Source organism: Couchioplanes caeruleus (assembly GCF_023499255.1).
GTDB lineage: Bacteria > Actinomycetota > Actinomycetes > Mycobacteriales > Micromonosporaceae > Actinoplanes > Actinoplanes caeruleus_A.
On record NZ_CP092183.1, the window covers coordinates 3,943,866 to 3,958,406 of the forward strand.

Sequence of the window (14,541 nt, forward strand, 5' to 3'; positions counted from 1 at the left end):
GGTAAGAAGGGCGGATGGAACCAGTCACCGCCGCCGACGAGGTCGTGGGAATCTGCCGCGACCTGCTCCGGATCGACACCAGCAACACCGGCGATCCCCGGACCACCGTGGGCGAGCGCGCCGCCGCCGAGTACGTGGCGCAGCAGCTCACCGAGGTCGGCATCGACGTCGAACTGCACGAGTCCGCGCCGAAACGGGCCAACCTGATCGCCCGCATCCCCGGCAGCGACCCGTCGCGCGGCGCGCTGCTCGTGCACGGCCACCTCGACGTGGTTCCCGCCGACGCGAGTGAGTGGTCCGTCCCGCCGTTCTCCGGCGAGGAGAAGGACGGCTACCTGTGGGGCCGCGGCGCGATCGACATGAAGGACTTCGACGCGATGATGCTCGCCGTCGTCCGCGACTGGAAGCGCACCGGCGTCGTCCCGCCCCGCGACATCGTGCTCGCCTTCACCGCCGACGAGGAAGCCGGCATGGAGTACGGCTCCCGCTACCTCGTCCGCGAGCACGCCGAGCTGCTCGAGGGCTGCACCGAGGCGATCGGGGAGGTGGGCGGCTTCTCGTACACGATCAACGACGACCTGCGGCTCTACCTCGTGGAGACCGCGGAGAAGGGCATCGACTGGCTGCGCCTGCACGCCCGTGGCCGGCCGGGCCACGGCTCGTTCGTGCACGACGACAACGCCGTCACCGCCCTGGCGGAGGCCGTCGCGGCGGTCGGCCGGCACAAGTTCCCGATGGTCATCACCCCGACCGTGCAGGCGTTCCTCGAGCAGGTCTCCGAGGCGCTCGGCATCGAGATCGACCCCGCCGAGCCGGAGCTGGCCATCGCCAAGCTCGGCCCCATCGCCAACCTCATCGGCGCGACCGTGCGCAACACGGCCAACCCGACCCGGCTCGAGGCCGGCTACAAGGACAACGTCATCCCCGGCAAGGCGTCCGCGACCATCGACTGCCGTACGCTGCCCGGCCAGACCGAGCTGTTCCTCGAGCAGCTGCGCGCCGTGATCGGCCCCGACATCGAGATCGAGCACCTGCAGCAACAGGCCGCCCTGGAGACCAGCTTCGACGGCGCCCTCGTCGACGCGATGGCGTCCGCGCTGCGCGCCGAGGACCCGGGCGCCCGCGCGGTGCCGTACATGCTCTCCGGCGGCACCGACGCCAAGGCCTTCAGCACGCTCGGCATCCGCTGCTTCGGGTTCGCGCCGCTCAAGCTGCCCGCCGACCTGAACTTCTCAGCCCTGTTCCACGGCGTCGACGAGCGCGTTCCGGTCGAAGGACTACAGTTCGGCGTGCGTGTGCTCGACCGGCTGCTCAGGGCGAGCTGACGTCCCGACAACGACGCCGTTGATGAGAGGACTTTTCACACCATGACCGACCAGTACGCGGACCTGGACGCCGCCCTCGACCGGGTCGTGGCGGCCGCCAAAGCCCACCTGGCGGCGGTCAAGGCCGCCCAGGGCCGGGTCGACGACGACGACGTGTGGCAGGCCTACGTCGACCTCAACAACGCCTCGTTCGCCTACGACGAGCAGCTGCTCGACCTGTTCGGCGAGGTCACGCCCTGGGACGTCGAATCGATCGACCCGGACGAGGCGGCCGCCCGCTTCAACGCCGCCGCCGGCGGCCTCGACGGCACCGGCAGCGACCCGCACCCCCAGGTCATCTCCGTCCGCCAGCGCCGCGACTACCGGGTGCCGAGCGTCGCCGCGCTGCTCCGGGTCGCCGACAACGCCCGCCGCGGCCTCGTCCCCGAGGACGAGGAGGCCGAGCCGATCGAATCCGTCGGCGAGGCGGTCCTCGAGCTGCTCCAGGCGGGAGACGGCTCGCTGTCGTCGCTCGACGTGCCGGAGCTCGAACCGCTCGACGGGCTGCTGACGGTCTCCGAGGTCCGCGAGCCGCTCGACCTCGAGGCGTACGCGGACGAGGACGGCGCCGGACCGTTCACGCCGGGGCCGGACGACATGCTGGTCGGGCGCCTCGACGAGCACCCGTTCCTCCCCGACGAGGAAGACGACCACGCCGGCCACAACCATTGAACTGGCCTGCGCTTCGCTCCGGCGGGCACTGCGCCCCCGGAAAAGCCGGTGTCGAGGGCACCGAAACGAACCACGGCTTCGCCTCGTCCGTTTCGGCACCCTCGACACCGGCGGGGCGCAGTGCGACTTGGGTTGCGGTCGCACCACGCGCGTCGTGCGTTTCACCCGTGGCCGGCGGGTTGCGCCAGGACGTAATGATCGCCCGTCGGGGGCGGGCGATGGTGGTCTTCCTCTTCGGTTATATCGAGATGCCGGGCTGCCCCGTGGTGCCCACCTTGCGGCGGAGCATCACCTGGCGGGTCCCGTCGCGGAAGAGCTGCACGCGGGCCAGCTCCCATCCGGAGAACTCTGCCTGGATCGCCAGCTGCGCCGCGGCGGTCAGGCGATCGACATTCGACGGCAACCGCAGCGGCGCGTACTCGTAGTCCATGGGTCCTAATATGCGCCGGGTTCGGGCGTGCCACCAGTCCCCGGGCCGGTCAGACCCTCGCGTTCCGGATAGCCCAGCGGGACCGCCGACACGTCGTCCAGGGCCTGGGCTATCTCGGACGGCAGGGTCAGCTCGTCGCTGAGCAACGCCCCCTGCAACTGGCCCGCCGTACGGGCACCGAGGATCGGCGCGGCCACTCCGGGGCGGTCGCGGATCCAGGCCAGGGCCACCTCCAGCGGCTCGACGCCGAGACCGGCCGCCGCCGTGACCACCGCCTCCACGATGCTGGAGCTGCGCGGCTCCAGGTACGTCTGCACGAACGGCGCCAGGTGGTCGGTGGCCGCGCGCGAGTCCAGCGGGCGGCCGTTGCGGTACTTGCCCGTCAGCACGCCACGGCCCAGCGGCGACCACGGCAGCACACCGATGCCCAGAGCCGCGGCCGCGGGCATCACCTCACGCTCGATGCCGCGTTCCAGCAGCGAATACTCCATCTGGGTGGCCACGATCGGCGCGCGCGCCGGGTACGCCCGCTGCCACATCGCCACCTGCGCGGTCTGCCAACCGGCGAAGTTGGACACCCCGACGTAGCGCACCCGGCCGCTGTTGACCGCGTGGTCCAGCGCGGACAGGGTCTCCTCCAGCGGCGTCTGCGGGTCGTAACCGTGCAACTGCCACAGGTCGACGTAGTCGGTGCCGAGCCGGCGCAGCGAGGCGTCGAGCGTCCGCAGGAGGTGACCGCGCGAGCTGTCGCGACGGCGGTGCGGCGAATGGCCCAGGCCCGCTTTTGTGGCGATCAGCACCTCGTCGCGGGGCACCATGTGGTCCAGCAGCGACCCGATGACCGCCTCGGCGTCGCCGTCGCCGTACACGTCGGCGGTGTCGATCAGCGTGCCGCCCGCGTCGAGGAAGAGTTTCAGCTGCGCGGCCGCGTCGTCGGGGTCGGTGTCCCGTCCCCAGGTCATGGTGCCGAGCGCGAGCCGCGAGACCGCCAGCCCGCTTCGGCCGAGCGGTCGCTGTTGCATGGGTGAACCTTATTCAGAGGGGACCACCGGCGGAACGCTGTTGAGAGCTCAACAGTGCCGCAGAACCGTCGGGTACGCGACCCGAGGGCCCGAAGATCACTCAGCGTGGTCGCCTAGGCTTCGTAGCGCGGGGCATCGCGGCCCTGCCAGCAGGAACGGGAGGACCCGTGCGGCTCGGACTCAGCCTCGGATACCAGACCTCGTGGAGCACCCCCGCCGATCACCTGGCGATGGCCCAGGAGGCCGACCGGCTCGGCTATTCGGTGGTGTGGGCGGCGGAGGCGTACGGCTCCGACTCGCCCAGCATGCTCGCGTGGATCGCCGGCCAGACGCAGCGCATCGACGTGGGCGCCGCGGTGATGCAGATCCCGGCGCGCAGCCCGGCGATGACCGCGATGACGGCCGCCACCATCGACACGCTCTCCGGCGGGCGGTTCCGGCTCGGGCTGGGCGTCTCCGGCCCGCAGGTCTCCGAGGGGTGGCACGGCGTGCGGTTCGCCAAGCCGCTCGGCCGCACCCGCGAGTACGTGGACATCGTCAAGCTCGCGATCGCGCGCAAGCCCGTGTCCTACGAGGGCGAGCACTACCGGCTCCCGCTCCCGGGCGGAGCCGGGAAGGCGCTGCGACTGGGCTTCCATCCGCCCCGGGATTCCGTACCCATCTATCTCGCGGCCGTGGGACCGAAGAACCTGGAGCTGGCCGGCGAGATCGCCGACGGCTGGCTGGCGATCTTCTACGCGCCGGACGCGGCGGGGGAGCAGCTGCAGCACATCGAGCACGGCCGCGCGAAGTCCGGGGCCGGCCTCACCGGCTTCGACGTGTGCCCCACCGTGCCGGTCGCCCTCGGCGACGACGTGGCCGCGTGCGCGGACCTGATCCGGCCCTACGCGGCGCTCTACGTCGGCGGCATGGGCAGCCGCGAGCAGAACTTCTACAACCAGCTGGCCGTCCGGATGGGCTACGCGGACGAGGCGAGGCAGGTCCAGGACCTCTACCTGGACCGCAAGGTCCGGGACGCGGCGGCGGCTGTGCCACAGGACTTCATCGAGCGTACGTCGATGGTCGGGCCGAAGGCGCGCATCGTGGAGCGCATCCGCGAGTACGCGGCGGCCGGCGTCGGCACGCTGTCGGTGAGCCCGTACGTGGGCGACCTGGAGAGCGGCATCGCCACGCTGCGCGCGGTCGCGGAGGCGTACGAGGCCTCCGGCGTGGCCGAGTAGCCGTGGCGACCGTCCTGCTGCTCCGCCACGGGCGGACCACCTCCAACGCCACCGGCGAGCTCGCCGGCCGCCGTCCCGTCGAGCTCGACGACACCGGCCGTGACCAGGCCCGGCGCGCCGGGGAACGGCTGCGCGCACTGCCGCTGGCGGCCGTCGTCAGCAGCCCCCTGGTCCGCTGCCGGCAGACGGTCGAGCTCGCCCTGCCCGACGTCGTCCCGGCCGTCGACGACGGCCTCACCGAGTGCGGGTACGGCGACTGGGAGGGCCGGCCGCTCAAGGAGCTGGCCAAGGACCCGCTGTGGCCGGTCGTGCAGCAGCACCCCAGCGCGGTGGTGTTCCCCCACGGCGAGGCGATGGCGGCCATGTCGGCGCGGGCGGTCGCCACGGTCCGGCGCTGGGACGCCAAGGTGACCGCCGAGCACGGCGCCGACGCGCTCTGGGTGGCGTGCAGCCACGGCGACGTCATCAAGGCGATCGTCGCCGACGCGATGGGCCTGCACCTCGACGAGTTCCAGCGCATCGTCGCCGACCCCGCCTCGATCAGTGTGATCCGGTACACGCCCACCCGGCCCTTCCTCGTACGCCTCAACGACACCGCGGACCTCACCGGACTGATCCCGGTGAAGAAGGAGGACGGGCAGGCGGCGGACCCGGCGACGCAGTCCGACGCCGCCGTGGGTGGTGGCGCCGGCGCCGGCGTGTGAACCCGTGCGTACGCCGCGTCACCAGCGTGTGACGGCGACGGGGGCTCGCGTTGCGCCCTCGGCGAACCGGGCCGGTGCGCCGCGCGATCGTGCGCGCGGGCGGATAGGGTCGTTGCCATGACCCACCAGGTGCATGCCTTCGAGCCGCCGGAGCGGTTCGTCGCCGGGACGGTGGGCGAGCCGGGCGACCGGACATTCTTCCTCCAGGCCCGCGGTGGCGGGCGGGTGGTCAGCGTGGCGCTGGAGAAGGTCCAGGTGTCGCTGCTCGCCGAGAAGCTCGAGGAGCTGCTCACCGAGGCCGGCCGGCGGTTCGGCGTCGAGCTGCCCGAGACGTCCCCGCTCGCCGTCAACGACAACGAGCCCCTCGACACCCCGGTCGACGAGGAGTTCCGGGTCGGCACGCTCGGCCTCGCCTTCGACGTCGACACCACCACGGTCGTCATCGAGGCCATCGAGGCGGGCGAGGCCGACGCCGAGGCCGAGCTGGGCGCCGAGGAGGAGGACGACGACGCCGCGGTCGACGACGACGAGGACGACGAGCCCGACGACGACCTCGACCGGCTCCGCGTCCGGCTCACCCCCGAGGCGACCCGCGCGTTCATCGACCGCGCCCGCCGCGTGGTCGCCGCCGGCCGCCCGCCCTGCCCGCTCTGTGGCCAGCCGCTGGACCCGGCCGGCCACCTCTGTCCCCGGCACAACGGCTACCACCGGTGACGACCGAGCCGGCGCAGGCGCTCGCCGAGGGTGACGCCCTCGAGCTGCTCCACCACGGCACGATGGAGCTCGAGGGCCGGCTCGTCGACGCCTCCAACACCACGCTGCGCGCGGAGATCACGCTCGACGGGGTGACCCGCCGCTGCGTCTACAAGCCGGTCCGCGGCGAGCGCCCGCTCTGGGACTTCCCCGACGGCACCCTCGCCGGCCGGGAGGTCTCCGCATTCCTCGTGTCGCAGGCCACCGGCTGGGGCCTCGTACCGCCCACGATCCTGCGGGACGGGCCGCTCGGCCCCGGCGCCTGTCAGCTGTGGATCGACGAGCCGGAGGACGCCGAGGCGCTGATCGGCTTCGTCCCGGCGTACGACGTGCCCCCGGGCTGGTTCCCGGTCGCCTCGGCGCGCGACGAGGACGGCGACGCGTACGCGCTGGCCCACGCCGACGACCCCCGCCTGGCCCGGCTCGCCGTGCTCGACGCGGTCATCAACAACGCCGACCGCAAGGGCGGCCACGTCCTGTACGCCCCCGACGGCCGCATCCACGGCGTCGACCACGGCGTCAGCTTCCACGTCGAGAACAAGCTCCGCACGGTGCTCTGGGGCTGGACCGGCCGGCAGCTGCCCGGCGAGTGCGTGGAGGTGCTGACCCGGCTCGCCGCCGAGCTCGACGGCGACCTGGGGGAGAAGCTGGAGGAGCACCTGACCGTCTCCGAGGTGCAGCACGCGCGCCTGCGGGTGCGGCGGCTGCTGCGCGCCGGACGGTTCCCGAAGCCACCGCAGGACTGGCCGGCGGTGCCCTGGCCGCCGGTCTGACCCGGCCTGCCGCGTCTTCTTGAGTCTTTACTCACGCCCCGGGCGAAAGTGTCGGTGGGTCTGGATAGGCTCGGTGACCATGGACGCATGGACCGGGCACGACGTGCCGACCCTGCCGGGAAGGGCCGCCTTGCCGGCCCTGTACGACACCGCCCGCCGCCGGGTCGCACCGACCAGGCCCGGCACCGCCGCGACCCTGTACGTCTGCGGCATCACGCCGTACGACGCCACCCACCTCGGGCACGCCGCCACGATGATCACGTTCGACCTGGTGCAGCGTGCCTGGCGCGACGCCGGCCTGGACGTGCGCTACGTGCAGAACGTCACCGACATCGACGACCCCCTGCTGGAGCGGGCCAACCGCGACGGCGAGGACTGGGTGGTGCTGGCGATGCGCGAGACCGCCCTGTTCCGTGAGGACATGGAGGCGCTGCGGATGATCCCGCCGGCGCACTACGTGGGCGCGGTGGAGTCGATCCCCGCGATCGCCGGTCACGTGCGGGAGCTGCTCGCGGACGGGTCGGCGTACACCCTCGAGGACGGCACCGGCGACGTCTACTTCTCGATCGCCGCGGCGCCCTCGTTCGGCTACGAGTCCGGCCTGACCCGCGACGAGATGCTGGTCCTGTCCGCCGAGCGGGGCGGCGACCCCGGCCGCGAGGGCAAACGCGACCCGCTCGACCCCCTGCTGTGGCGCGGCGCCCGCGACGGCGAGCCGGCCTGGGAGGGCGGCGACCTCGGCCCCGGACGCCCCGGCTGGCACATCGAGTGCGCGACGATCGCCATCGGCCTGCTCGGCGACACCATCGACGTCCAGGGCGGCGGCAACGACCTGCTGTACCCGCACCACGAGTGCTCCGCCGCCCACGCCGAGCGCCTCACCGGCCGCGCCCCGTTCGCCGCCCATTACGTGCACGCCGGCATGATCGGCCTCGACGGCGAGAAGATGTCGAAGTCCAAGGGCAACCTGGTCTTCGTCTCCCGCCTTCGCGGCGACGGCGTCGACCCCATGGCGGTCCGCCTCGGCCTGATCGCCGAGCACTACCGCACCGACCGCCAGTGGACCGACGACGTCCTCAAGACCGGCCAGCAGCGCCTGGCCCGCTGGCGCTCCGCGGCGGCCGCCCCGGCCGGCCCGTCGGGCGAAGGCCTGCTCGCCGCGGTCCGCGAGGCCCTGCACAACGACCTCGACACCCCGGCGGCGCTCGCCCTGATCGACGCCTGGACGGAGGCGGCCCTGTCCGGCACCGGCGACGACACCGCAGCCCCGGAGCTGATGTCCCGCACGGTGGACGCACTGCTCGGCATCCGGCTGTAGGCAGCGCCGCCACGCACGAGGCCGGCAGCCGCGCCCGGCGGACCGGTGCGCTCCGGTTCTCTGGCGGCCCTGCCTGCCCGGTCCGGCTGCCCGGTCCGGCTGCCCGGTCCGGCTGCCCGGTCCGGCTGCCCGGTCCGGCTGCCCGGCCTGGCTGCCCGGTCCGGCGGCCCGGCCCGGCGGGCCGCGGTGGCGGTGACGGTCGGCACCTCGCGGGCCACTTCGGTTGCGGTGGCGAGCCGGGTCTGGCGGTCGCGGTGACGGCCCGGCGGCCCGGCGGCCCGGCCCTGGCTGCCCGGCCCGGCGGCCCGGCCCCGCGGCCCGGCCCAGCGGCCCGGTGGGATCGCGGTGGATGGTCAGTCCGGCGGCCCGGTGGGGTCGCGGTGGACGGTAGGCCCGGCGGCCCGGTGCGGTCGCGGTGGGTGGCCGTTCCAGCGGCCTGGTGCGCTCGGGCCGGTGGGGGCCCGACGGCGCGCGGCCGGACTCGGCGGCCTGGTGTGGTCCGGGCGGGGGTGCGCTAGCGACCGGCTCTGACCAGCCCGGACTCGTAGGCGTACACGACCGCCTGCACCCGGTCCCGCAGCCCCAGCTTCATCAGCACCCGCGCCACGTGCGTCTTCACCGTCGCCTCGCCCACCGCCAGGTCCGCGGCGATCTCCGCGTTGGACATGCCACGGGCCAGCAGGCGCAGCACGTCGGTCTCGCGGGGAGTGAGCGTGTCCAGTTCGGGTGGCGCCGCGGGGCCGGGCCGGCCCGCGAACGCCGAGATGACCCGGGTCGTCACCGCCGGGTCGAGCAGCGCCTCGCCGGCCGCCACCACCCGGACCGCCGTGATCAGGTGCTCGGGCGACGACACCTTCAGCAGGAAGCCGCTCGCCCCCGCCTGCAGCGCCCGGTACAGGTTCTCGTCGGTGTCGAAGGTCGTCAGCACGATGATCCGCGGCGGGTTCGGGGCGGACAGCAGGGCGCGGGTAGCGGCGAGGCCGTCCTGGCGGGGCATCGCGATGTCCATCAGCACCACGTCGGGGCGCAGCCGCCGGGTGAGGGTGACCGCCTCCACGCCGTCGCCCGCCTCGCCGACGACCCGCAGGTCCGGCTCGGTCTCGATGACCATCCGCAGCCCGGCGCGGACCATCTTCTGGTCGTCCGCGATGACGACGGAGATCTCCCCGCTCACGACCCCGCCCCGGAGGAAGGCGCCGGCCGAGACCTGTCAGGCGGCGGCGGCCCGGCGGGCGCCGAGGTGGCAACCGCCGGCGGCGAGCCCGTCCCCGGCAGCGCCGGCAGCCACGCCCGTACCGCGAACCCGCCCTCCGATCGGGGCCCGGCGGCGAACGTACCGCCGAACAGCGCCACCCGTTCGCGCATCCCGATCAGCCCCTGCCCGTTGCCGGCCGCCGGCGGCGGCACGACCGGGCCGTCGTTCTCGACGGTGAGCCGTACGCCCCCGGCCTCCGCGGCGATCGTCACCGTCGCGGCCGACGCGCCGCCGTGCTTCAGCACGTTCGTGAGGGCCTCCTGGATGATCCGGTACGCCGAGAGGTCGGCCGCCGGCGGCAACGTCGTCGGGGTCCCCGTACGGTCGAGAACGACCTTGAGGCCCGCCTCCCGGACCTGGCCGGCCAGGTCGTCGAGCCGGTCGAGGCCGGCCGGCGGCGCCGTCGGGGCGGCGTCTCCCCGCAGCAGGCCGAGGGTGCGGCGCAGCTCGCCCACCGCCTCGCGGCCGGCCTCCTCGATGCCCTGCAGGAGGTCCGCGTCGACGGCGAGCCCCGCGTCGAGGCGCCGCCGGACGGCACCGGCCTGGATGACCATCACCGTCACACTGTGCGCGACCATGTCGTGCAGTTCCCGGGCGATGCGGACACGTTCCTCCATCACCGCCTCCCGGGCCTGCTGCTCGCGGATCGACGCGCGCACCGCGGCGGTGTCGGCCAGCCGGCGGGCCTGCGCGGCGACCGCGGCGCCCAGCGCGTACGGGGCGGTCGTGAAGAAGAACGCGGCCATCGGGTCGGTGCGGTCGTTCTCCCAGTACAGCAGCGCGGTGAGCAGGACCAGCGCGGCGCCGGTGGCCGCGCGCAGCCGGTCGCGGCGGCCGGCCTGCGGGCCCGGGACGAGCTGACCCACCGTGTACGCCGAGATCATCATCGCGACGAGCTGCCACAGCCGGTAGCTGACCGGGGTCTCGGCGTAGAAGAACGAGCACGCGGCCACGCTGTTCACCGCCATCGCGAGCAGCGGCACGGCGCGCCGGGCGACGACCAGGGCCGTGCACACCGCCAGCGCGTACGGCCACCAGCGCCCCGGCATCCGGACGACGTACTCCTCGATCAAGGCGAACGCGGCGAACCCGGCGCCGAGCGCGAGGTCGAGCGGGCGTGGCTTGCGGATCACTGTTCGACCGTACGGGCCCGGCCCGGCCCGCGAGACCGCCGCGCGGGGGACCGCCCGTCCTCCCCGAGGCGGACCCGGAGTCCCTCGCGGTACGGGTTACCGCAGCCCACGCCGTTCGTAGCGTCGGCGGCCGACATCCACGCAACACGAGGAGGCCACGATGTGGCGTAAGGCGGCCGCCGTCGCTCTGGTGACGGCTCCGATCGCTCTGGCCGTGGCGACCGGGGTGGACCCGGCGCTCGGCACCGGCGAGGTGCACGGCATCTACCGCGCCCACCCGGACGCGACGCAGTGGCATTCGCTGCTGCTGCACTGGGCCTGGGTGCTGTTCGTGCCGGGGATGCTGGGGCTGCTGGCCCCGATCCGTACGCGCGGCGCCGCGCTCGCCCGGGTCGCGTGGGTCGCGGTGCTGCTGGGGCTCGCGACGTTCTCGGCGCTGATGGCGATCGACTTCTTCGTGCTGGCGCTGGAGCAGAACCTGCCGGACGCCCAGGCGGCGGCGGTGACCACCCGGTTCGAGGAGCAGACGCCGACCATGGCCGGGTGGCAGTGGCCGGGGCTCGCGGGCTGGGCGTTGTCGCTGGTGCTCGTGCCGGTCGCCGCCGCGCGGGGCCGGGTGATCTCGTGGTGGACGGCCGGCGCCGCGTTGCTCGGCACGGTGCTGTACTTCCTGTTCGCGATCTCACCCGTACCGGTGAACCTGCTCGGCCCGGTGGTCCTGGTCGGCGCTTACGGCGCGGCCGGGTGGCAGCTGGTCACCCGCCGGCCTGAGGCCGGTGAGCCGGACGTCTTCGGCGTGTTCCGCCGCCGGCTCTCCACGATCTGCCTGTACGCGGCCCCCGCGGCGTTCGCGCTCGGCATGCTGACCGCGCCGGCCGCCACCACCGAGCGTCCCGTGGTGCTGCAGCTCAGCGCGTTGCTGCTGCACCTCGGCTGGCTGCTGTTCGTCCCGGCGGTCCTCGGCATCGCCGCGCGCGGGCGCCGGTTCACCCGGGTGGCGGCCGGGGTGACCGTCGTGGCGTTGCTGCACTTCAGCGCGCTGATGGTCGGTGACACGGCGGACCTGGCGGCCCGGCAGGTGCTCGGCGACGCCGCGGCCGACCGGGTGGGGGAGACGATGGGCGGCTACCCGCTGCTCGCCTTCGGCTGGGCGCTGCCGGGGATGGCGCTGAGCCTGCTGGGACTGATCGCGGTGACCGTGGGCGCGGCCGCCGACGGGCTGGCCGGCCGGTGGGTGCCCGCGCTGACCGTCGCCGGGGTGGCCGCGTTCCTCGTGCTGGCCGCCGGACCGGCCGGCGTGGCCGGTCCGCTGCTGATCGGCGTGGCGTTCGCGCTGCTCGCGCGCGGCCTGCCTGCCCCGGCGGCCCACCAGGACCGCCGGGAGCCGGTGGATCAGGCCGCCGCGGTCAGCGCCGGGTAGTCGGTGTAGCCGGTGTGGTCGCCGCCGTACGCCTTGCCGTAGTCGGGGGTGTTGAACGGCCCGCCTGCGGCGAGGCGTTCCGGCAGGTCCGGGTTGGCGAGGAAGAGCGCGCCGTACGAGACCAGGTCCGCCTCGCCGTTCTCGACGAGCTTCAGCGCCTCCGGCCCGGTCCACGCGCCCGGCGTGTACGGGTTGAGGATCAGCGGCCCGTTCCACCGCTCCCGCAGCTGCGGCGTGAACTCGGTGTCCGGTCCCTCGCCGACGTGCAGGTACGCCAGCCCCAGCGGGTTCAGCGCGTCGACCAGGGCCAGGTACGTCTCGCGGTGGCCGTCCTCGACGATGTCGTTGAACGGGTTCGACGGCGAGATCCGCAGCCCGACGCGGTCCGCGCCGATCGCGCCGGCGACGGCCCGGGCGACCTCGACGACCAGCCGGATGCGGCCCTCGACGGTGCCGCCCCACCCGTCCGTCCGCACGTTGGCGTTCGTGGACAGGAACTGGTGCAGCAGGTACCCGTTGGCGCCGTGCAGCTCGACGCCGTCGAACCCGGCCTCGATCGCGTTGCGCGCCGCGTCGGCGAAGTCGGTGATGGTGGCCTGGATCCCGGCCTCGTCGAGCGGCTCCGGGGTCATGAGGTCCTGCGGGCCGTCGGCGGTGAAGACCTGGCCGGCGGCGGCGACCGGGGAGGCGCTCACCGGGGTGGCGCCGTGCAGGCTCGGGTGCCCGATCCGGCCGGAGTGCATGAGCTGGGCGTAGATCAGGCCGCCGCGCTCGTGCACCGCCGCGGTGACCGGCTTCCACGCCTCGACCTGGGTGGCGGTGTGCAGGCCGGGGGTGTTCAGGTAGCCCTGTCCCACGGCGGACGGCTGCGTACCCTCGGTGATGATCAGTCCGGCGCCGGCGCGCTGGCCGTAGTACTCGGCCATGAGCTGCGTGGGGCTGGCGCCCTCGCCGTACGCCCGGCTTCTCGTCATGGGGGCCATGACCACGCGGTTGCGGGTGGTGTACCGGCCGAGCTGGACCCCGTCGAATGCGGTCGTCATCACAAACTCCTGTCCTGGACAGCTTTTTTACTGTCCAGGACAGGAAAGTTCTGGCCCGGCCCGTTTGTTTCCCGGTGCGGCAGTGACGAACACCACTTGCTGACGGAGCTAGGCTGAGCTGCATGAACGTCGCTCCGGAGGCGCTGCCCGGCGGGCCGATCAGCCACGCCATCGCGCGGCTCGCCAGGATCCATCAGCTCCTCGCCGGGCGGCTGCTGCGCGAGCTGGGATTGCATCCCAGCCAGGAACTGCTGCTCATGCGCCTGTGGGAGTCCGGCCCGCAGCGCCAGGCCGACCTCGCCGCGGAGCTCGGCACCGACTCGGCCGGCACGACCCGCATCGTGCAGCGGCTCGAGGCGGCGGGCTATGTGAACCGCCGGCCCGACCCGAACGACCGCCGGGCGTCGCTGGTGGTGTCCACGCCGGCGGGCGACGCGCTGCGCACCAGCGTGGAATGCATCTGGGCGCAGCTGGAGGAGCTGACGGTGGGCGACATGAGCCCGTCCGAACAGGAGGTCGCCCTGGCCAGCCTGCTGCGGCTGGAGGAGAACGTGCTGGCCACCGAGGAGGGGTCGCGGTGCGGGCTGCCGGCGGCCCGGCGGGGCGGCGCCCCCGTTCCTAAGCGAGGGTGAGACCCGGATCCGGATCGGGGTCCGGGGTGGGCGCGGGAATGCGGTATTCCTCCGTCAGCGTCGTCATCGGTCCCGGCCACGTCGCCTGCGCCACTTCGATCGGCTTACGGGTTTCGTCGAAGGCCACGTGCAGCAGGTGCAGCACCGGCGTGTCCGGGCGGATCTGCAGGATCTCCGCCTCCTCGCGGCTCGGCTGCCGGGCGCTGATCGTGTCCGTCGCCGAGGTGTAGCGCCGCCCGATCGCCTCCTCCGCCTCCTGGTAGAGCGGGCGCCCGAAGGCCTCGGCGCGCTCCAGGGACGTGCCGGTCGCGTCGGTCACCCGGAACCACGACGCGCCCACCTCCACGGTCGCGTCGTCGGCGCGGACCACGTGCCGGCGGACCAGCATCTCCGTGCCGTCGCGGACCCCGAACGCGTCCGCCACCTCGGGGGGCGCGGCGTCACGGCCCACGGCGGTCAGCTGCTGGCGGTAGCGGGCGGCCAGGTCGGCGTGGTAGCCGCGGTGCACGCCGTACCGGCCGCGGGAGAGGCGGTTGAGCCGGCGGCGGGTGCCGCGCACGTACGTGCCGGAGCCGGGCTTGGTGATGAGGATGCCCTCGACGCGCAGCTGGTCGACCGTACGCTGCACGGTCTGCTTGGCGACGCCGAACATCTCGGCCATCGCGGGGATCGACGGCAGCCGCTCACCGGGCTGCCAGTCGCCGCGCCGGATGCGTTCCTTCAGCTGCGCGGCGATCTGCCGGTGCGGGAACTCGGCGGCGCCGGGGTTGATCGTCATGCTCCGACCTCCAGACCCTAGGTT

15 protein-coding genes are annotated in these 14,541 nt (G+C 73.8%); 9 read left to right on the forward strand and 6 right to left on the reverse strand.

Annotation, left to right across the window (positions count from 1 at the left end; genetic code table 11):
- The first annotated feature begins 14 nt into the window (after positions 1-14).
- Both COUCH_RS18180 and COUCH_RS18185 read left to right on the forward strand, forming a co-directional pair.
- Complete coding sequence (locus COUCH_RS18180) at positions 15-1,325, forward strand: M20/M25/M40 family metallo-hydrolase (protein WP_249613285.1); 1,311 nt, start codon at positions 15-17, stop codon at positions 1,323-1,325.
- A 42-nt stretch (positions 1,326-1,367) separates the two neighbouring features.
- Complete coding sequence (locus COUCH_RS18185; protein WP_249613286.1) at positions 1,368-2,036, forward strand: hypothetical protein; 669 nt, start codon at positions 1,368-1,370, stop codon at positions 2,034-2,036.
- Between the two features lie 238 nt (positions 2,037-2,274).
- On the opposite strand, the gene COUCH_RS18190 is transcribed toward COUCH_RS18185, so the two are convergent.
- Both COUCH_RS18190 and COUCH_RS18195 read right to left on the reverse strand, forming a co-directional pair.
- On the reverse strand, positions 2,275-2,466 hold the full coding sequence (locus tag COUCH_RS18190) for a DUF5703 family protein (protein WP_199513022.1): 192 nt from the start codon (positions 2,464-2,466) through the stop codon (positions 2,275-2,277).
- A 5-nt stretch (positions 2,467-2,471) separates the two neighbouring features.
- A complete protein-coding gene (locus tag COUCH_RS18195) occupies positions 2,472-3,488 on the reverse strand; it encodes an aldo/keto reductase (protein ID WP_249613287.1) in 1,017 nt (338 codons plus the stop codon).
- A 167-nt stretch (positions 3,489-3,655) separates the two neighbouring features.
- On the opposite strand from COUCH_RS18195, the gene COUCH_RS18200 reads away from it, so the two are divergent.
- From COUCH_RS18200 to mshC, 5 genes are all read left to right on the forward strand, one after another.
- Positions 3,656-4,708, forward strand: a complete 1,053-nt coding sequence (locus tag COUCH_RS18200) for an LLM class F420-dependent oxidoreductase (RefSeq protein WP_249613288.1) — start codon at positions 3,656-3,658, stop codon at positions 4,706-4,708.
- A gap of 2 nt (positions 4,709-4,710) precedes the next feature.
- Positions 4,711-5,412 (forward strand): histidine phosphatase family protein, encoded by a 702-nt coding sequence (locus COUCH_RS18205; RefSeq protein WP_249613289.1) that lies wholly within the window; start codon positions 4,711-4,713, stop codon positions 5,410-5,412.
- A 117-nt stretch (positions 5,413-5,529) separates the two neighbouring features.
- The gene (locus COUCH_RS18210; RefSeq protein ID WP_249613290.1) at positions 5,530-6,126 is read left to right on the forward strand and encodes a DUF3090 domain-containing protein; all 597 of its coding nucleotides are present in this window, start codon (positions 5,530-5,532) and stop codon (positions 6,124-6,126) included.
- The gene (locus COUCH_RS18215) at positions 6,123-6,938 is read left to right on the forward strand and encodes an SCO1664 family protein (protein ID WP_430640948.1); all 816 of its coding nucleotides are present in this window, start codon (positions 6,123-6,125) and stop codon (positions 6,936-6,938) included. The genes COUCH_RS18210 and COUCH_RS18215 overlap by 4 nt, the downstream gene beginning before the upstream one ends.
- Before the next feature lie 79 nt (positions 6,939-7,017).
- The gene (gene mshC, locus COUCH_RS18220) at positions 7,018-8,256 is read left to right on the forward strand and encodes a cysteine--1-D-myo-inosityl 2-amino-2-deoxy-alpha-D-glucopyranoside ligase (protein ID WP_249613291.1); all 1,239 of its coding nucleotides are present in this window, start codon (positions 7,018-7,020) and stop codon (positions 8,254-8,256) included.
- A gap of 514 nt (positions 8,257-8,770) precedes the next feature.
- Here mshC and COUCH_RS18225 read toward each other — a convergent pair.
- Both COUCH_RS18225 and COUCH_RS18230 read right to left on the reverse strand, forming a co-directional pair.
- Positions 8,771-9,430: a response regulator gene (locus COUCH_RS18225; RefSeq protein ID WP_275980119.1), complete on the reverse strand. Its 660-nt coding sequence runs from the start codon at positions 9,428-9,430 to the stop codon at positions 8,771-8,773.
- Positions 9,427-10,644, reverse strand: a complete 1,218-nt coding sequence (locus tag COUCH_RS18230; RefSeq protein WP_249613292.1) for a sensor histidine kinase — start codon at positions 10,642-10,644, stop codon at positions 9,427-9,429. Before COUCH_RS18230 ends, COUCH_RS18225 begins: the two co-directional genes overlap by 4 nt.
- A gap of 160 nt (positions 10,645-10,804) precedes the next feature.
- Between COUCH_RS18230 and COUCH_RS18235 the strand changes: the two genes are divergently transcribed.
- The gene (locus tag COUCH_RS18235; protein WP_249613293.1) at positions 10,805-12,064 is read left to right on the forward strand and encodes a hypothetical protein; all 1,260 of its coding nucleotides are present in this window, start codon (positions 10,805-10,807) and stop codon (positions 12,062-12,064) included.
- On the opposite strand, the gene COUCH_RS18240 is transcribed toward COUCH_RS18235, so the two are convergent.
- On the reverse strand, positions 12,037-13,107 hold the full coding sequence (locus tag COUCH_RS18240; RefSeq protein ID WP_249613294.1) for an alkene reductase: 1,071 nt from the start codon (positions 13,105-13,107) through the stop codon (positions 12,037-12,039). The two genes, COUCH_RS18235 and COUCH_RS18240, sit on opposite strands and share 28 nt — an antisense overlap.
- Positions 13,108-13,229: 122 nt before the next feature.
- On the opposite strand from COUCH_RS18240, the gene COUCH_RS18245 reads away from it, so the two are divergent.
- A complete protein-coding gene (locus tag COUCH_RS18245) occupies positions 13,230-13,739 on the forward strand; it encodes a MarR family winged helix-turn-helix transcriptional regulator (RefSeq protein ID WP_249613295.1) in 510 nt (169 codons plus the stop codon).
- Here the strand turns inward: COUCH_RS18245 and COUCH_RS18250 are convergent.
- The gene (locus COUCH_RS18250; RefSeq protein WP_249613296.1) at positions 13,726-14,517 is read right to left on the reverse strand and encodes a GntR family transcriptional regulator; all 792 of its coding nucleotides are present in this window, start codon (positions 14,515-14,517) and stop codon (positions 13,726-13,728) included. The genes COUCH_RS18245 and COUCH_RS18250 overlap by 14 nt on opposite strands.
- Between the last annotated feature and the right edge of the window lie 24 nt (positions 14,518-14,541).

Bases quoted from the DNA above. Each gene is read 5' to 3' on its own strand.
- COUCH_RS18250 (WP_249613296.1), bottom strand. From the start codon at position 14,517: ATGACGATCAACCCCGGCGCCGCCGAGTTCCCGCACCGGCAGATCGCC.
- COUCH_RS18185 (WP_249613286.1), top strand. From the start codon at position 1,368: ATGACCGACCAGTACGCGGACCTGGACGCCGCCCTCGACCGGGTCGTG.
- mshC (WP_249613291.1), top strand. From the start codon at position 7,018: ATGGACGCATGGACCGGGCACGACGTGCCGACCCTGCCGGGAAGGGCC.
- COUCH_RS18190 (WP_199513022.1), bottom strand. From the start codon at position 2,466: ATGGACTACGAGTACGCGCCGCTGCGGTTGCCGTCGAATGTCGATCGC.
- COUCH_RS18210 (WP_249613290.1), top strand. From the start codon at position 5,530: ATGACCCACCAGGTGCATGCCTTCGAGCCGCCGGAGCGGTTCGTCGCC.
- COUCH_RS18195 (WP_249613287.1), bottom strand. From the start codon at position 3,488: ATGCAACAGCGACCGCTCGGCCGAAGCGGGCTGGCGGTCTCGCGGCTC.
- COUCH_RS18245 (WP_249613295.1), top strand. From the start codon at position 13,230: ATGAACGTCGCTCCGGAGGCGCTGCCCGGCGGGCCGATCAGCCACGCC.
- COUCH_RS18235 (WP_249613293.1), top strand. From the start codon at position 10,805: ATGTGGCGTAAGGCGGCCGCCGTCGCTCTGGTGACGGCTCCGATCGCT.
- COUCH_RS18240 (WP_249613294.1), bottom strand. From the start codon at position 13,107: ATGACGACCGCATTCGACGGGGTCCAGCTCGGCCGGTACACCACCCGC.
- COUCH_RS18180 (WP_249613285.1), top strand. From the start codon at position 15: ATGGAACCAGTCACCGCCGCCGACGAGGTCGTGGGAATCTGCCGCGAC.